14 protein-coding genes and 1 tRNA gene are annotated in these 16,105 nt (G+C 66.4%); 12 read left to right on the top strand and 3 right to left on the bottom strand.

Features of this window, described 5'->3' with window-relative positions; genetic code table 11:
- The 7 genes from BST13_RS35645 to BST13_RS35615 all read left to right on the top strand — a co-directional run bounded on the left by BST13_RS35645 (position 1) and on the right by BST13_RS35615 (position 8,594).
- On the top strand, positions 1 to 711 hold the full coding sequence (locus tag BST13_RS35645; RefSeq protein ID WP_083170616.1) for an SGNH/GDSL hydrolase family protein: 711 nt from the start codon (positions 1 to 3) through the stop codon (positions 709 to 711).
- Between the two features lie 212 nt (positions 712 to 923).
- Entirely contained in the window at positions 924 to 2,552 is a 1,629-nt protein-coding gene (locus tag BST13_RS35640) for an ABC transporter substrate-binding protein (protein WP_095533850.1), read from the top strand.
- Positions 2,537 to 3,520 carry an ABC transporter permease gene (locus tag BST13_RS35635; protein ID WP_245839939.1) on the top strand — a complete coding sequence of 328 codons (984 nt, stop codon included), beginning with the start codon at positions 2,537 to 2,539 and terminating at the stop codon, positions 3,518 to 3,520. Before BST13_RS35640 ends, BST13_RS35635 begins: the two co-directional genes overlap by 16 nt.
- The gene (locus BST13_RS35630; protein ID WP_083170613.1) at positions 3,517 to 4,383 is read left to right on the top strand and encodes an ABC transporter permease; all 867 of its coding nucleotides are present in this window, start codon (positions 3,517 to 3,519) and stop codon (positions 4,381 to 4,383) included. The genes BST13_RS35635 and BST13_RS35630 overlap by 4 nt, the downstream gene beginning before the upstream one ends.
- On the top strand, positions 4,380 to 6,017 hold the full coding sequence (locus BST13_RS35625; protein ID WP_083170612.1) for a dipeptide ABC transporter ATP-binding protein: 1,638 nt from the start codon (positions 4,380 to 4,382) through the stop codon (positions 6,015 to 6,017). Before BST13_RS35630 ends, BST13_RS35625 begins: the two co-directional genes overlap by 4 nt.
- A gap of 1 nt (position 6,018) precedes the next feature.
- A complete protein-coding gene (locus BST13_RS35620; protein ID WP_083170610.1) occupies positions 6,019 to 7,389 on the top strand; it encodes an LLM class flavin-dependent oxidoreductase in 1,371 nt (456 codons plus the stop codon).
- Entirely contained in the window at positions 7,386 to 8,594 is a 1,209-nt protein-coding gene (locus BST13_RS35615; RefSeq protein WP_083170609.1) for an acyl-CoA dehydrogenase family protein, read from the top strand. The genes BST13_RS35620 and BST13_RS35615 overlap by 4 nt, the downstream gene beginning before the upstream one ends.
- On the opposite strand, the gene BST13_RS35610 is transcribed toward BST13_RS35615, so the two are convergent.
- Positions 8,591 to 9,556 carry a hypothetical protein gene (locus tag BST13_RS35610; protein ID WP_083170607.1) on the bottom strand — a complete coding sequence of 322 codons (966 nt, stop codon included), beginning with the start codon at positions 9,554 to 9,556 and terminating at the stop codon, positions 8,591 to 8,593. The two genes, BST13_RS35615 and BST13_RS35610, sit on opposite strands and share 4 nt — an antisense overlap.
- Positions 9,557 to 9,660: 104 nt before the next feature.
- Here BST13_RS35610 and BST13_RS35605 point away from each other — a divergent pair, with 104 nt between their 5' ends.
- Positions 9,661 to 9,852: an excalibur calcium-binding domain-containing protein gene (locus BST13_RS35605; RefSeq protein WP_029366853.1), complete on the top strand. Its 192-nt coding sequence runs from the start codon at positions 9,661 to 9,663 to the stop codon at positions 9,850 to 9,852.
- Positions 9,853 to 9,973: 121 nt separating this feature from the next.
- Positions 9,974 to 11,758 (top strand): ABC transporter ATP-binding protein, encoded by a 1,785-nt coding sequence (locus tag BST13_RS35600; protein WP_083170606.1) that lies wholly within the window; start codon positions 9,974 to 9,976, stop codon positions 11,756 to 11,758.
- A gap of 18 nt (positions 11,759 to 11,776) precedes the next feature.
- Here BST13_RS35600 and BST13_RS35595 read toward each other — a convergent pair whose 3' ends face one another.
- Positions 11,777 to 12,355 (bottom strand): maleylpyruvate isomerase family mycothiol-dependent enzyme, encoded by a 579-nt coding sequence (locus BST13_RS35595; protein WP_083170604.1) that lies wholly within the window; start codon positions 12,353 to 12,355, stop codon positions 11,777 to 11,779.
- A gap of 30 nt (positions 12,356 to 12,385) precedes the next feature.
- Positions 12,386 to 12,459: transfer RNA gene (locus tag BST13_RS35590), tRNA-Gly, on the bottom strand.
- A gap of 49 nt (positions 12,460 to 12,508) precedes the next feature.
- Here BST13_RS35590 and dcd point away from each other — a divergent pair.
- The 3 genes from dcd to BST13_RS35575 form a co-directional block, all read left to right on the top strand.
- Positions 12,509 to 13,078 (top strand): dCTP deaminase, encoded by a 570-nt coding sequence (dcd, locus tag BST13_RS35585; protein ID WP_083170603.1) that lies wholly within the window; start codon positions 12,509 to 12,511, stop codon positions 13,076 to 13,078.
- Positions 13,079 to 13,286: 208 nt separating this feature from the next.
- Entirely contained in the window at positions 13,287 to 14,597 is a 1,311-nt protein-coding gene (locus tag BST13_RS35580; protein ID WP_083170601.1) for an ammonium transporter, read from the top strand.
- A gap of 320 nt (positions 14,598 to 14,917) precedes the next feature.
- Positions 14,918 to 16,105: DUF7159 family protein (locus BST13_RS35575; RefSeq protein WP_142282930.1), on the top strand; the 1,188-nt coding region annotated here is incomplete at its 3' end.

The following is a 16,105-nucleotide window of genomic DNA, read 5'->3' as shown; positions in this document are numbered from 1 at the left end:
ATGCCCCGACGCGTCGTGTGCCTCGGCGACAGCATCACTCGCGGCCAGCTCAGCGCCGACTACGTGGCGATGTTGTCGGATCGACCTGTGTTGTCGCCCTTCGCATTCACCAATGCAGGCGTCAACGGTGAGCTCACCGAGAACACGCTGCGGCGCGTTGCCGCAGTCGTTGAACTGCAGCCGGACCTGGTGACGGTGCTGATAGGCGGCAACGACGTGGTCGCAAGCATGTCGGCGAAAAGCAGTGCCAGGGCGCGGCGGCTGAACAAGCTCACCGGGTCGCCCGGCATCGACGGGTTCACCGACAACGTTGCCGCGATCGTCGAGCGGTTGATGCGTGAAACGTCGGCCCGCATCGGGCTGCTGTCGCTCCCGGTGCTCGGCGAGGACATCGGATCCGACTCGGTGCGACGCTCACAGGAGTACAGCGCGGTGCTCAAGAAGATCGCTGAAAGCAACCGTCTGGCGTACCTTCCGCTCAACGAACGGCAGGTCGAGTATCTGACGGCGGGAGGGTTCCGGCCCGGTACCCACTACCGCGACAACCTGGCTCTCATGGCAGGTGGGGCGATCCAGCACTTTCTGCTGCGGCGCCCACTGGACGACATCTCCCGCAGGCGGGGATTGCGGCTCACCACGGATCTGCTGCACCAGAACACCCGGGGCGCGACGATGATCGCGGATCTGATCGAGGAGTTCGTGACCGGATAAGGATCGCCACGATTCCATTCCTTCCGGCATCTGACGGATCGCGGGATTGTTTCTGGGCCCTATCCGCCAGAAACACCCGATAACACAACACCAGCGCCAGACCGCACGCCCGTCTCTGTGGGGCGTGGGGGCCGTTGGGCGTGGCGTTGATCGCTGCACTGAAAGACCAACCACCGATGCCAGATTCCTTCCCCTCTCGTCGCGCTGCCGCAATGACTGCGGTGGCCCTTGTCGCCGGCCTGGCGCTGTCCGGCTGCGGTGGTTCGAGCCAGACCTCATCAGATGGCGGCGGTACGCCGGTGAGCGGCGGCTCGATCGTCTACGGCGCCGACCGTGAACCGCTGTGCCTCGACCCGCACAACAACGGTGACATGCCACAGACCTACGTCGCCCGCCAGTTCCTGGATTCCCTGGTCTCCGAACGCCGCGACGGCACTGTGGTGCCCTGGCTGGCCGATTCATGGACCGTCTCACCTGACGGGCTGACCTACACGTTCAAGATCAAGCAGGGCGTCAAATTCCACGACGGCGAGCCGCTCGACGCCGCCGCGGTCAAGGCCAACTTCGACCAGATGCTCGACCCGGCAACACAATCATTGACCGACGCCGGCTACCTGAAGCCGTACTACCAGTCCTCGCGCGCGGTAGACCCGGCGACGTTCGAGATCAAGCTGTCCAAGCCGTATTCGGCCCTGCTGCCGGTTCTGTCACAGGCCTTCTTCGGCATCGAGTCGCCCAAGGCGATGGCACGCGGTCTGGGCGCCAATTGCCAGAGTCCCGTGGGTACCGGCCCCTTCAAGGTCAAAGAATGGGTACACGGCCAGAGCGTCGAACTCGACCGCAATCCCGACTACAACTCCGCACCCGCAGACGCCAAACACCAGGGCCCCGCCTACCTCGACCATGTGAGCTGGAAGTTCCTCGAAGACGGGTCCGTGCGGTTCGCCGCCGTGCAGGGGCAGGGCGCCGACCTCATCTTCAACCCGCCGCCGCAGCAGAACGCCGCGCTCAAGAGCGACCCGAACCTGGCCCTGCAGGAATTCACCCATACCGGGCAACCGAACGGGTTCGCGCTCAACACAACTCGTGCGCCGTTCACCGACACCGCTGTTCGCCAGGCCTTCATCCACGGCGCCAACGCCGAAGCGGCCGTCAAGAGCGCATACCTGGGCGTCTTCAACTGGGAGCACGGCCCACTGTCGTCGACCACGCCGTTCGTCGACGACAGCCTCGGTGACTTCTACAAGCACGACCCGGGCAAGGCCAACCAGCTGCTCGACGCGGCGGGATGGACCCAACGTGACGGTGACGGCTTCCGGACCAAGGACGGCAAGCAACTCACCGCGACGGTGGTGTACTCGTCCGACCCCGGCGACACCCCACCGGCGGACGTGACGCTGTACCAGGACATCCAGGCCGCGGAAAAGGAAATCGGCTTCAATCTCGTCCTCAAGCCGATCCCGCAGGATCAGTACTACGCGGCGTTCACCGATCCCAATGCCTACGACGCATTGGCCGGCGCCTACTGGAACAGCCCGACGCCCCTTGTGTTGTCGATCGTGTACTCCACGGACTCGCTGAAACTGGCTCCCGGCAACAACATGTCGTGGGTGCAGAATCCCGCCATCGACGGCCCGCTGCACGAGGTAGCGGCATCGAACGACGTTGAGCAGCAAAAGCATCTGTACGACACCGTGCAGAAAGTGGTGGCGGAGAACGCCTATTTCCTGGGCCTGTATCCACAGACCACCCGGCTCGTGAGCAAGAAGCGGCTCAAGGACGTCTGGATCGAACCGTCCGAAGGTGAACCCGTACTGCACGACGCGTGGCTGGCGCCGTGACCGACCTCGCCGTTGCGGCGCGCCGCACCCCGATCCGGGTGCGGCGGCTGGCCGGTCGGGTCGCCGGTGTCGTCGGCGTGCTGTGGGGTGCGGCGACCCTGACCTTCTTCGCCCAGAAGCTGATGCGCACCGACCCCGTACTGGCGATCCTGGGCGGCGCCGGTGCCAAACCCTCACCCGAGCAGATCGCCGCGGTGCGCGTCCAGTACGGGCTCGACCAGCCCGTGTTGGTCCAGTACCTGCACTATCTCGGTGGATTGGTGCGTGGTGATCTCGGCACGTCCTACAGCCGCAAACAGCCGGTGACCGACATGATCGTGCAACAGATCGGTCCCACCCTGACGCTCACCGCCGTGTCCTTGGCGGCGTCGTGGGTGATCGCCGTTGCCGTCACCTTGCTGACGGCGCACCGGAGTCGTCCGGTCTCCGCGATCGGATCGGCGTTGGAGACCTTTCTGGCCGCCCTGCCCCAATACTGGCTCGGCATCGTGCTTTTGGTGATCTTCGCCTTCCAGCTGCACTGGCTCCCCGTGGTCGGTGACGGAGGTATCGACGGGCTGGCGCTGCCCGCGTTGACCCTCGCGCTGCCGCTGGCGGGATTCCTCGGGCAGGTGACCCGCGACGAATTCTCCTCGGCACTGGAACAACCGTTTGCGGTTTCGGCCCGCGCCCGTGGGATGAGCGACTGGGGAGTGCGCTGGCGGCATGCCCTGCGCCATGCCGTGCTGCCCGGCCTCACGCTGTCCGGGTGGGCGTTGGGCTCGTTGTTCTCCACCGCGGTGATCGTCGAGACCATCTTCGTCCGACCGGGCCTGGGCCGCATGCTCGTCGACGCCGTCATTGCGCACGACATGCCGGTGGTGATGGGCGTGACGTTGTTCGTCGCCGCGGTCTATGTGATCGCCAACGCCGCGGTGAATGTCGCCTTCGGGCAGATAGATCCGCGCTTGCGAAAGGCCGGCCGATGACCGTCAACATCGCGGACCCGACCGCCGTACGGTCCACTCTGCACGTTGCTTCGGCACGTGGGTTCCGACCGGCGGTGTGGGTCTCGGCGCTTTTCCTGCTGCTGGTGCTGGCATGGGCGATCGCACCGGGTCTCTTCACGCACGAGTCCCCATTCGACACCGACATCGGTGCTGCCCTGCAAGGACCGTCGCCACAGCACTGGTTCGGTACCGACGCATCGGGCCGCGACATCTACACACGGGTGGTTTTCGGCGCCCGCAGTTCGCTGCTGATCGGCACCGGCGCAACGGCTCTCGCGCTGCTGTTCGCGATCGCCTTCGGGTTCGCGGCGGGGCTCGGCGGACGGATCACCGACGGCGCGATCAGCCGGTTCCTCGAAGTCGTCCTGTCGATACCCGGACTGCTGATCGCGTTGTTGTTCATTGCCGTGTTCGGGCCCGGTGTGGCGACGGAGATCGTGGCGGTCGCACTCGGATCCGCGGCCGGTTACGCGTGGATGGTGCGCGGTCAGGTGATCGCCGTGAAGGATTCCGGATACGTCGACGCCGCGATCGTCCTGGGGCACACACCATTGCGGATCATCGCAAGCCACGTGTTCCCCAACGCCATGCGGCCCCTGGTGGCGTTGGCGACACTGGGTGTCGGCCAATCCATCGTGTGGGCGTCCTCGTTGAGCTTCCTGGGGCTCGGTGTCGCCCCGCCGGCACCCGAATGGGGCGCGATGCTCGACGCCGGACGCGATTTCGTGTCGACGGCGTGGTGGCTGGAGCTGTTTCCCGGCCTCGCGATCGTCGGGTGCACCTTGGCCGTCACAGTGCTCGGCCGTCACCTGCAACAGCGACTCGAAGGACGTCTGACATGACCACACCTCTCCTGCGGGTCGAAGACCTCGCCGTCGCCTTCGGTGCCCGCGACCCGCAACCGGTCGTGCGCGGAGTATCTTTCGACGTCGCACCCGGTGAGTGCTTCGCCATCGTCGGCGAATCCGGTTCCGGCAAGAGCGTCACCGCCCGCACGCTCCTCGGCTTGTCCGGCGCCACCGCACACGTCAGCGCAACCCGACTCGAACTGCAGGGTCGCTCGGTGCTGGAAAACCGGGACCGGGACTGGCGCCGAATCCGTGGCAGTCAGGTCGGTTTCGTACTGCAGGACGCGCTGGTATCGCTCGATCCGCTGCGGACCGTGGGCAGTGAGATCGCCGAGACGCTGCGGCTGCACCGGTTCGGTGGGCGTGCCCGGCGACGCGAGCGGGTGCTCGAACTGCTCAGTGCTGTAGGCGTTCCCGAGCCAGAGCTGCGGGCTCGCCAGCTGCCGCATCAGCTCTCCGGTGGGCAGCGCCAACGCGCCCTCATCGCCTCGGCGATCGCACTCGACCCGCCACTGCTCATCGCCGACGAGCCGACCACCGCACTCGACGTCACGGTGCAGGCACAGATCCTCGACCTGCTGCAGAGCATGAAAGAGCGTGGTACCGGGCTGATCCTGATCAGTCACGACCTGGCCGTGGTGACCCGGTTGGCTGATCGCGTCGCGGTGATGCGCAACGGTCTGCTGGTCGAACAGGGCCCGGTCGCGTCGGTGCTCGAGCAGCCGGCGCATCCCTATACGCGCACCCTGCTCGACGCCGTACCGGCCGCTCACCGCAAGGGCACCCGGCTGTCGGGTACGCCCGCGCCGGAGGTGGCATCGGCGCCGCACCGGGATGAGGTGCTGTTGGCCGCCGAGGGGCTGCGGAAGGTGTTCACCGGGCCCGACGGCGTGCAACGTGCTGCCGTCGAGGATGTTTCGTTCACGCTCGGAGTGGGGGAGACGCTCGGCATCGTGGGTGAGTCGGGGTCCGGGAAGACGACGACGGCCCGGCTCGCGCTGGCACTGCTGGAACCCGACGCCGGGACAGTGACGCTGGCCGGCGAACCGTGGAGCGCAGTGCCCGAAGCAGCGCGCCGCTCGCGCCGCCGCCGGATCTCGGTGGTGTACCAGGACCCGCTCGGATCGTTCGACCCGCGCTGGACCGTGCGGCGCATCATCGAGGACGCGCTGCCCGCCGAGGTGTACGCGGACCCCGAGGCGCGACGGGACCGCACGGCCGAGTTGATCGCCGATGTCGGGTTACCTGCCGAACATCTGAACCGGCGCCCACTGTTGTTGTCCGGAGGGCAGCGTCAGCGCGTGGCGATCGCCCGAGCCTTGGCACCCGAGCCCGACGTGATCGTGTGCGACGAGCCGGTTTCGGCACTCGACGTGACGATCCAGGCCCAGGTGCTCGACCTGCTCACCGATCTGCAGCAGCGGCTCGGCTTGTCGTATCTGTTCATCTCACACGATCTCGGCGTCATCCATCACATGGCCGACCGGGTGCTCGTGATGCGTGGCGGCCGGATCGTCGAGTCTGGCACTGCTGCACAGATATTCGACTCGCCGAGCGATCCCTATACCCAGAAGCTGTTGGCGAGCCTGCCCAGCACCGCCGAACCGCAACCTGTCTCCGGAGGCTGACATGACCCGACAGATCGTTCTCAACGCATTCGACATGAACTGCGTGGCGCACATCGTCGCGGGCACCTGGCGACACCCCGAATCGCAGGCCGCGCAGTACAAGGACCTGCGGTACTGGCTGGACCTCGCGAAGCTCTTGGAGCGTGGGCTTTTCGACGGGCTCTTCATCGCCGACGTGCTCGGCGTCTACGACGTTTACGGGGGCGGCCCTGAGGCCGCGCTGCGGTCCGGCGCCCAGGTCCCGGTGAACGACCCGCTGCTGGTCGTGCCGGCGATGGCCACGGTCACCGAGCATCTCGGTTTCGGTGTCACCGCCGCGACGTCGTTCGAGCACCCGTACTCGTTCGCGCGCCGCATGTCGACGCTGGACCACCTGACCAAGGGCCGCGTGGGCTGGAACATCGTCACCGGCTATCTGGAGAGTGCCGCCCGCAACCACGGTCTGGACACCATCACGCCGCACGCCGACCGTTACGACATCGCCGACGAATACACCGAGGTGCTCTACAAGCTGTGGGAAGGGTCGTGGGACGACGATGCCGTCGGCACCGACCCGGGCCGCGCCGAGTACGCCGACCCGACCAAGGTGCACCCGATCGGTCACGAGGGCAGGCATTTCCGGGTTCCGGGCATCCATCTGTGCGAGCCGTCGCCGCAGCGCACCCCGGTGCTCTATCAGGCGGGTGCGTCCAGCCGCGGCAAGCAGTTCGGCGCCGAGAACGCCGAAGTGATCTTCGTCGGCGCGCCGACCAAGGAGGCGTTGCGGGAGACCGTCGCCGACATCCGGCGCCGCGCCGAAGCCGCCGGACGCGATCCGTACGACGTCAAGATCGTCAACGGGCACGTCGTGGTCACCGGTGCCGACGATGCCGCCGCGCAAGCCCGGTACGCCGACTTCCGGCGCTACATCGACCCCGAGGGCGCGTTGGCGTTGTGGTCGGGCTGGCTGGGAACCGACCTCTCCCAGTTCGATCTCGACGATCCGGTTGCGGTGACCGACAACGAATTCCTGAAGTCGTCGGTGCAGAACTACGGTCAGGGCCAGTGGACACTGCGCGATTTCGTCGACGCACACGCCATCGACGCCGAGGGCGGGTTCAGCGTCGGAGGCCCGCAGCAGGTCGCCGACGACCTGCAGGAGTGGGTCGAGGAGACCGACGTCGACGGGTTCAACATCACCAACGCCATCACACCGGGCTCGTTCGTCGACTTCATCGATCACGTCGTCCCCGAGCTGCAACGCCGCGGGGTCTACAAGACGTCGTATACCGAAGGGACGCTGCGGCACAAGCTGTTCGGTCAAGGGCCGCGACTGCCCGAGACACACCGAGCGGCGGGTTACCGCCGCGTGACCCAGGAGGCACACCGATGACCGTCACCACCGTCGATTTGGGTGCGGATCGCCTGCAAGACCTGTTTGCCGCCATCGGCGCGGGTGCGTTGGACCGTGAGCGCACCGGTGAACGACCCTTCGCCGCAATCGATCTCATCCGGGACGCGCGCCTCGGCGCGCTGCGGGTACCCACCGAAGACGGCGGCGGCGGAGCCAGCCTGCGCGAGCTGTTCGCCACGGTGATCGCGTTGGCACGCGTCGACGTCAATGTCGCACACATCCTGCGTGGGCATTTCGCGCATGTGGAAGAGCGGCTGCGCCTCGGGGGCGAAGAGCGCACGCGCGTCATCGATCTCGCGTTGAGCGGCAAGCTCGTCGGCAACGCGTCCACCGAGTTGGGTACCACCACGGTCGGTGAATTCACCTGGCAGACCCGCCTCACACCGCACGGCGACGAGTTGCGGCTCAACGGAACCAAGTACTTCACCACCGGCACCCTCTACGCCGACTACACCGAGGTGCTCGCCAGTGACGACACCGGCGCCACGGTGCTGATCCTCGTGCCGACCGATCGTGCCGGCGTCACGGTCGTCGACGACTGGGACGGTATGGGCCAGCGCGCGACCGGAACCGGAACCGCGGTTTTCGACGACGTGGTGGTGTACCCGCAGGAGGTGCTGCCCCTACCGCCTGCTGCCGACGGCGGCGATCCCGCACCGATGTACCTGTCCGGGGCCTTCTTTCAGCTGTACGTGACCGCTTTGATCGTCGGGGTGCTGTACGCGTTGCGCGACGATGCCGTCGCGCATGTGCACCAGCGCTCGCGCAGCTTCGCCTGGGCCCCCACCCCGTCTGCCCCTGACGATCCGCTGTTGCAGCGCGAAGTCGGTGAGATCGCCGCCGCGGCCTATGCCGCCGAAGCGACGGTGCTGCGCGCGGCCGACGCGCTGGAGTTGGCGTTCGACGCCGACACCGCGGGCACCGATCCGGATCTGCGGCTCGCACACGAGGCGTCGCTGCAGGCAGCGCACGCCAAGGTGGTCGTCGACGCACTGGGGCAGAAGGCGGCGTCGCAGATCTTCGACGTCGGCGGCGCGTCGGTGGTGCGCAACGTGCATCTGCTCGACCGGCACTGGCGCAACATCCGGACCCTCGCGTCGCACAATCCGACGTCGTACAAGGCGCAGGCGCTCGGCGCCTACTACGTGCGCGGCACCGCGCTGCCGGGAAGCGGTTACTTCTAACTCAGCCACACCCATAGCTTCTGCAGCTGCCACCACATGTTGACGCGCGCCGTGCAATCCATGTCGGTCACGTCGGCGTGGATCACGGTCTCGCAGCCGCCGAGGATCTGCACCTTCTCGCCGGCGTGCAGCGCGTCGGCGAAGTCGGTGGCGAACACAGCCGGGCCCGCGGGGATCGGCGGGAACGTGAGATTGAAGTCGTCGCCCTCCAGCTGAACCCAGGTCTGGCTGAAGACGGTCTTGAACGACGTGACGCGCTGGTCGCCGCGTACCAGCCGGACAAAGATGTGGTGGTCGAGTGAGAGGTTCGCCGAGGACAAGCCGAAGTTGTCGGTTCCGCGTACCCAGATCTGGTTGACCAGATTCTTCATGCTGATCGCGACGTTGAGGAAGCCGGAGCTCGGCGCTACGAAGTCGATGCCCACCGAGACGTCGCAGCCGGCCCAGCGGTTGAAGTCGTTGATCTCGCCGAACGTGTTGTCGTCGTGCCACGTGACGTCGTTGATGATCAGGCCTTGAGGCGGTGATGTCGCGGACTGATTGGAGCTGATCGGGTCGGTGCCGGGGATGTCGGGGAATTCCACGATGTCCGACGCCGTGAACGGCGGCTCGAATGTCTGCATGCCGAAAGCGTCGAGGCTTTCGGCCCAGGTCTTCGGGTGTACCCTCAGCCGGTCTTTACGGTGGTCTGTGAGGCGCTGGCAGTCACGCGAAAACTCTTGCTGCAGTTTGTGTATCGCGTGATAGTTGGGGATTTTCAGGAGCGCTGCGCGCTTCTCGGCGAGTAGCTTGGCGCGGGTTTCGGCCATCGCTGCGGGGTCGCCGATCGTCGTCGCCAGCGAGTCCGCCCACGCCGAGCGGAGCTCGGCCAGCTTGGTTCTGCTGTCGTCGGTCATGAGTCCACGGACGCGGTCGTCCAATACCCGCCGCAACCGGGCGATTTCCTGCGTCCGCTCCTGCATGACTGGAGTTCGTACCACACAGCGGGAGGCGAGTTGTGACGAATGTCACGGAACCGCTACGCTGTGACATTCTTACGTCAGCGTCAATTGAAGGTCAGGTTGTCATGCTCGTCCGTGCGTTCCTCGTCGTTGCCGCCATCGCCGTCGCCGGCACCGGTCTCGCGCCCATCGCCGCCGCGCGGCCCTATGCGAACTGCACCGAGGCGCACAAGGACGGCCGATGGAACATTCCGCAGGACGATCCGGCCTACTGGTCGGGTGGCGACCGTGACGGAGATGGACTCGCCTGCGAGTAGTGGGCGCGCCTTGACGCCTGTTCGTGGAAGATGCCACTGAGCAGTAGAGGCTGCTCTCGCATCGTACGAAGGGCGGAATCCATTGGCCCGATCTCGCCATCTGGTGTGGCGCAGTCTGCGCATGCTCCGCCCGGTACGCGGGCTGCTCGTCGTGCTCTTGCTGCTCGGGGTGGTGGCGTCGGCGTTGCCGTACCTCACCGTCGCGGCCTTCGGGCCCATGATGCAGGTGGTCGCCGACGCCGGTCGCAGTGGAAACCTCAGCGGGGTCTGGGATTTACGCGGGCCTCTGGTCGCCCGCGACAACGGTCTGCTGCGGTCACTGGCGGGTTCGGTGCCGTTCGCTGTGATGCTGGCGGTGTGGGCCGGTTCGCTCCTACTGGCCCAAGGCATGTACTTCGTCAACGCGTGGGTCGGCACCAAGGTCGAACGGGCGCTCGTGGTCGACATCCGTCAACGCGTGCACGACCACATGCAAACCCTGTCCCTCGATTTCTTCACCGGATCCCGCAGCGGTGAACTGATCCAGCGCGTCACCACGGAATCCGCTGGTGTGCAACGCCTTCTGACCGACTGTCTGCTGCCTCCCGTCATCGACGCCGTGGTGCTCGTGGTGGTGATCGGGTATCTGCTGGCCATCTCGTGGCAGATGACCATCGCCGCATTGCTTCTCACGCCGCTGGCCCTGCTCGTCCTGAGATTCGCAGGCCGCCAGGTACAGGCCGTGATGCGGCGAGTCATGAATGCCAACCGCACCATGGCCTCCGAGGTGGAGCAGACCGTCAGCGGTATCGCGGAGATCCAGCTGTTCAACGCTGAATCCCTGCGCAGCAGGAGGTTTCGTGCTGCGTCGGAGGATGCCGCCAAGAGCGACGCCGACTCGGTCGTGTGGATGCAGGCCACCGTGAACGGCTCACAGATCTTCGTCGCCCTCAGCACGGTCGTCGTGCTGATCATCGGCGTTGCCTACAGTGCCACGTTCGGCCTGACGTTCGCCGGGCTCTTGGTGTTCGCGGGCATGGTGCCGACGATGTTCGGTGCGGCGCAACGGGTTCTGGGTGCCTACACCACCTACCAGTCCGTGGCGCCGAACGCCGCGGCAACCTACGAGTTGCTCGACACCCAGCCCACGGTGCACGAACCCGCGGACGCCGTCGATCTCGGGCACGTGCGCGGCAACCTGGTCTTCGACGACGTCGCGTTCGGCTACGCCTCGGACCGACCGGTGCTCGACGGACTGTCGTTCTCCGTCGCCGAGGGCGAGACCGTGGGCATCGTCGGTGGCATCGGGTCGGGCAAGTCGACGGTGTTCAACCTTGTGCTGCGGTTCCTCGACCCCCAGCGCGGGCGGATTCTGCTCGACGGTCATGACATCACCGGTGTCACGATCGCGTCGCTGCGCGACGAGGTGTCCAAGCTTGCGCAGTTCCCGTTCTTCACCAAAGACACCATCCGCGAGAACATTCGGCTGGCTTCTCCGTCGGCAACCGATGCTGAGATTCAGGCGGCATGCACGCTGGCCCACATCCACTCCGTCATCACCGATCCCACGAAGCTGGCCGACGGCTACGACACCGTCGTCGACGTGCAGGTGCCGTCCGGCGGGCAGAAGCGCCTCATCGCGCTCGCGCGCTGCCTCCTGCGTCGGCCTACGGTGCTGCTGCTCGACGAGCCGACCGAGAACCTCGACGCCGACGAGCGCGCCAGGCTCATCGGGGTGATCCGCGGCTATGCGAAGCAGCGCACGTGTCTGGTGATCAGCCACGACATGGATTTCATCGCCGGTGTCGCCGACCGCATCCTGGTCCTGGAGAGTGGCCGGATCACGCAGTCAGGTGACCATGAGTCGCTCTTGGCGGAGGGTGGGTTGTATCGGCGGTTGTATGAGGCTGGTGCCGTTGTGGGGTGACGTTTGGTCTCACGGGTCTCAAGGCCGGCGTCGGGCGAAGGTCATCACGATGTCGCGGATCGGCTCTTCTCTAAGAGCTCCCCACTGCGGGCCGACCGCGAAGCCGGCATCGGTGGCGACGAACCGATAGCCCGGCAGATCGCGACGCGGAGTGAACGGAAACTTCATGTGCCACAACCGTTCCGCGACGGCGACTGCCGCCTCGTTGGGCATCGGCCGGTCGATTCCCAGCGGTATGCAGATATCTTGCGTGTGCACGAGGATGTCCATCAGCGGGTCGACTTCAGCGGTCATCGCTGGGCGTTTTCTCGAACCGGCCATGCTTCGCAGCCGCGCGGTGATCTCTTGCGGGGTCTGTGGGTCATTGACCGCCGCACGGCGGACCATCGCGTCGAAACGGAAGCCCGACTTCAGCGCCCCCAGCACCAGCTCCTTGCGGCCGATGTGTGACTGCGTGATGTGGACCGCGACATCACGCACCGTCCAGCCGTCACACAGCGACTGTGTCGCCCACTGTTCCGGGGTCAAAGTGTCGAGCAGGTCGGCGAGTGCAGTCCGCTGCTCATCGATCGTGCGCCAGATCGCGTCAGAGTCCATGCCTGGAACGGTACTGACGGGCGATCTTCGTGGAGCCGATGACGGGAATCGAACCCGCGTATTCAGCTTGGGAAGCTGATGTTCTGCCATTGAACTACATCGGCGGTGTGGCTAGGAAGATTAGCATCCGCGCCTTACCTATACGCTCGTCGGGTGCTGCTCTCTGATCGCGATATCCGAGCCGAGATCGCCGCGAAGCGCCTGTCCATCGAGCCGTTCGACGACACGCTGGTGCAGCCGTCCAGCGTCGACGTCCGGCTCGACAGCCTGTTCCGCGTGTTCAACAACACCCGGTACACCCACATCGACCCGGCGCTTCAGCAGGACGAGCTGACATCTTTGGTCGAACCCAAGGATGGTGAGCCGTTCGTCCTGCACCCGGGGGAGTTCGTACTGGGGTCGACGCTGGAGCTGTGCACGCTCCCCGACGACCTGGCGGGCCGGCTGGAAGGCAAGAGCTCACTGGGTCGGCTCGGCCTGTTGACGCATTCGACGGCGGGCTTCATCGACCCGGGCTTCTCGGGCCACATCACGCTCGAGTTGTCCAACGTCGCCAATCTGCCGATCACGCTGTGGCCGGGCATGAAGATCGGCCAGCTGTGTCTGCTGAGGCTCACCAGCCCTGCCGAGCATCCCTACGGCAGTGCCAAGGTCGGCTCCAAGTACCAGGGTCAGCGCGGGCCGACCCCGTCGCGATCGCATCTGAACTTCATCAAGTCCTGACCGCTGGCGAGTGGCCAGTTGTGTACGTCAGAACAGCAAAATCCGTGCACAAGTGGCCAGTCGGCGCACCGACACGGCGCCAAGGCCACCCTCAGAACACCCGTGAGCTTTCAGTAACCCCGACGCAACACGAAACATCCCGGAAACACCTTTGCCGCGTGGCTGAAACGCGGGGCCGACATTCTCGTCGGAACCGAAGGAGTCACAGTTGTCTCACATCGACCCCGCCGCGACCGCCTGGTTGTTGGCCAGCACCGCATTAGTCCTGTTGATGACGCCAGGCCTGGCGATCTTTTACGGCGGCATGGTCCGCACCACGGGCGTGCTCAACATGATCATGATGAGCTTCATCTCGATCCCGCTGGTCACGGTGGCATGGCTGGTGGTCGGGTACACGTTGGCGTTCTCCGGCGGGGGCGGCTTCATCGGAGACCTCGAACACATCGGGATGGCCGGCATCAACCCGGACACCGCCCATGGCGCGGTCCCTGAGCTGTTGTTCGCGACGTTCCAGCTGACCTTCGCGATCATCACCGCGGCGCTGGTCAGCGGGGCCATCGCGGACCGGGCGCGGTTTGCCGCGTGGATGGTGTTCGTGCCGGTGTGGGCGATCGTGGTTTACGCGGTCGTCGCGCACTGGGTCTGGGCTCCGAGCGGCTGGCTGGCCCGCCTCGGCGTGCTCGACTACGCAGGCGGCCTGGTCGTCGAGATCGTGTCCGGGTCGTCGGCCCTGGCTCTGGCGATCGTGCTGGGCCCGCGCATCGGCTTCAAGAAGGAGGCCATGCGCCCGCACAATCTGCCGTTCGTTCTCCTGGGCGTCGGGCTGCTGTGGTTCGGCTGGTTCGGCTTCAACGCAGGCTCGGCGCTGGCGGCCAACGGCACCGCTGCCGCGATCTTCCTCAACACCCTGATCGCCGGTTGTATGGGCATGTTGGGCTGGCTCACGGTCGAGCAGATCCGGGACGGCAAGCCGACGACGTTCGGCGCGGCCTCGGGTGTGGTGGCCGGCCTGGTCGCGATCACGCCGTCGTGCGGCACGGTGAACACCCTCGGCGCGGTCGTCGTCGGAGTGGCCGCGGGCGTGGTGTGCTCGTTCGCGATCGGGCTGAAGTTCCGTTTCGGGTACGACGACTCTCTCGACGTGGTCGGCGTGCACTTCGTCGGCGGGGTGGTGGGCGTGCTGCTCATCGGTTTCCTGGCCACCGAGGTGATGACCCAGGGGCCGCAGGGCTTGCTCTACGGCGGGGGACTCATTCAGCTGGGCAAGCAGCTGCTGGCGGCGGTCGTCGTCGCGGCCTATGCGTTCGCGATGTCCTACGGATTGGCCAAGCTGATCGACCGGTTCATGGGTTTCCGGCTCAGCCCCGAAGACGAAACCACCGGCGTCGACTTCACCCAACACGCCGAGACCGCATACGCCGAGGGGGTGCACGGGCACCTGCCACCGCGTCGGCCCGGACCGTTCGGTCCTACGTTCGGGCTGCGGTCGGAATCCGCTGAGGACGAGCAGTCCGGCTGAACTGGCGTGCCAGAAACGAGCGTGCGCAGACTGCTGGCTGAAACACGGCGTGTCGGACGGCAGACGCGCACGCTCGCGGAGACAAGGTGATCTGGCTCGAACTGCTTGGCGCCGTCCGCCGTAATACCGAGTAGGGTCTAACTAACCGGCGTCGGCGGGCACCGTGTCGTCGCGGTCCGACCAGAACTAGAGCCATCAGCTAATGCGTTGGGGTGTAACGATCGAGCTGTTTGCGTCGATGAAAGTTCTAGTTGTCGGCTCGTGCGGGATGTGTGCGCAATGGCGACTCACGTAGTGCAGCAAACACTTTGGAGGGCTTGGTGGACATCGTATTAGGTGTGTCGATGACACCTACGACGGTCCGCATGGTGCTGGTCGAGGGGGAGAAAGCCGACGGCGTCACCGTCGATCACGACGTCTTCGACGTCAACGGCGGCGACGGCTCGGCAACCTTGAGCGCGGCGGATCAGGTGGTTGCGGCGGTGCTCGGAACCCAAGAAAGCGCCGCGGCGGGCGGGCACCAATTGAAGGCGACCGGTGTCACGTGGACCGACCATTCCGACGCGTCCGCATTGCGCGACGCTCTGACGGCACACGGCATCGACGACGTGATGCTGGTGTCGGAAGGGCACGCTGCTGCGGCGCTGGCCCAGGCCGTCGGTCACGCGGTCGGCTATGACACCACCGCGTTGCTGTTCATCGATCGCGACGCGGCGACGCTGTCGGTGGTCAAGACCGACGACGGGTCCGTGGTCAAGGTGCTGGGCCGCAGCCTGCACAGCAGTGATGCGATGGCCGTGCTCAGCGAGATGGCCGCCGCCGTCGACGCGCAGGACGCCGCGCCGCAGGCCATGTTCGTGGTCGGCTCGGGCGTCGACGTCAGCTCGGTCAAGGCTCACCTGGAGAACCTGGTGTCGCTGCCCGTCAGCGCGCCCGACGAGCCCGAACTCGCGCTGGCCCGCGGCGCCGCGCTGGCAGCGGCGAATGCGCCTGCCCTTGAGGCGTCCACCGTCGGTCTGGCCTACTCCCAGGACCCCGACGGCACGACGGCCGGCAGCGCCTACGCAGGCCTGGCCGCGTTGCCCACCGAAATGGCGCCCGTCGGCACCGAGCTCGACGCGTTCGAATCCGTTGCCGACGACCTTCCGGTCGACGAGGGTCGTAAGCCGTTCCTGCTGGTCGGCAGCGCCTTGACCTCGATTTTCGTCATTGGTGTTGTCGCGCTGGTCATTTCGCTGGCGGTCAGCATCCGCCCGACGGTCGATCAGCGCCCTGCGCCCGCCCAGGGTGCGGTGATTCCGGCTGCCCCGGTCAAGCCCGCGGCACCGGCGGCCCCCGCTCCGGTCCCGGAGGCTCAGCCCGCGCCGCAGGCGCCACCACCTGCCCCGCCGCCGGAGACCATCAAGGCTCCGATTCCGGTGGTGCAGGAGGCCCCGCAGCCGCGCACGGTCGTCGTCGATCAGCAGCCCGCGGCCGTCCCGCAGGCCCCGCCGCCTGCGGCGCCCGCC

The organism is Mycobacterium aquaticum, assembly GCF_002086485.1.
Taxonomy (GTDB): Bacteria; Actinomycetota; Actinomycetes; order Mycobacteriales; family Mycobacteriaceae; genus Mycobacterium; species Mycobacterium aquaticum.
This window is presented reverse-complemented; position numbering and strand designations above follow the sequence as displayed.

Coding starts and splice junctions, on each gene's coding strand:
- BST13_RS35645 (WP_083170616.1), top strand. CDS start 1: ATGCCCCGACGCGTCGTGTGCCTCGGCGACAGCATCACTCGCGGCCAG.
- BST13_RS35640 (WP_095533850.1), top strand. CDS start 924: ATGACTGCGGTGGCCCTTGTCGCCGGCCTGGCGCTGTCCGGCTGCGGT.
- BST13_RS35630 (WP_083170613.1), top strand. CDS start 3,517: ATGACCGTCAACATCGCGGACCCGACCGCCGTACGGTCCACTCTGCAC.
- BST13_RS35625 (WP_083170612.1), top strand. CDS start 4,380: ATGACCACACCTCTCCTGCGGGTCGAAGACCTCGCCGTCGCCTTCGGT.
- BST13_RS35620 (WP_083170610.1), top strand. CDS start 6,019: ATGACCCGACAGATCGTTCTCAACGCATTCGACATGAACTGCGTGGCG.
- BST13_RS35615 (WP_083170609.1), top strand. CDS start 7,386: ATGACCGTCACCACCGTCGATTTGGGTGCGGATCGCCTGCAAGACCTG.
- BST13_RS35610 (WP_083170607.1), bottom strand. CDS start 9,556: ATGCAGGAGCGGACGCAGGAAATCGCCCGGTTGCGGCGGGTATTGGAC.
- BST13_RS35605 (WP_029366853.1), top strand. CDS start 9,661: ATGCTCGTCCGTGCGTTCCTCGTCGTTGCCGCCATCGCCGTCGCCGGC.
- BST13_RS35600 (WP_083170606.1), top strand. CDS start 9,974: ATGCTCCGCCCGGTACGCGGGCTGCTCGTCGTGCTCTTGCTGCTCGGG.
- BST13_RS35595 (WP_083170604.1), bottom strand. CDS start 12,355: ATGGACTCTGACGCGATCTGGCGCACGATCGATGAGCAGCGGACTGCA.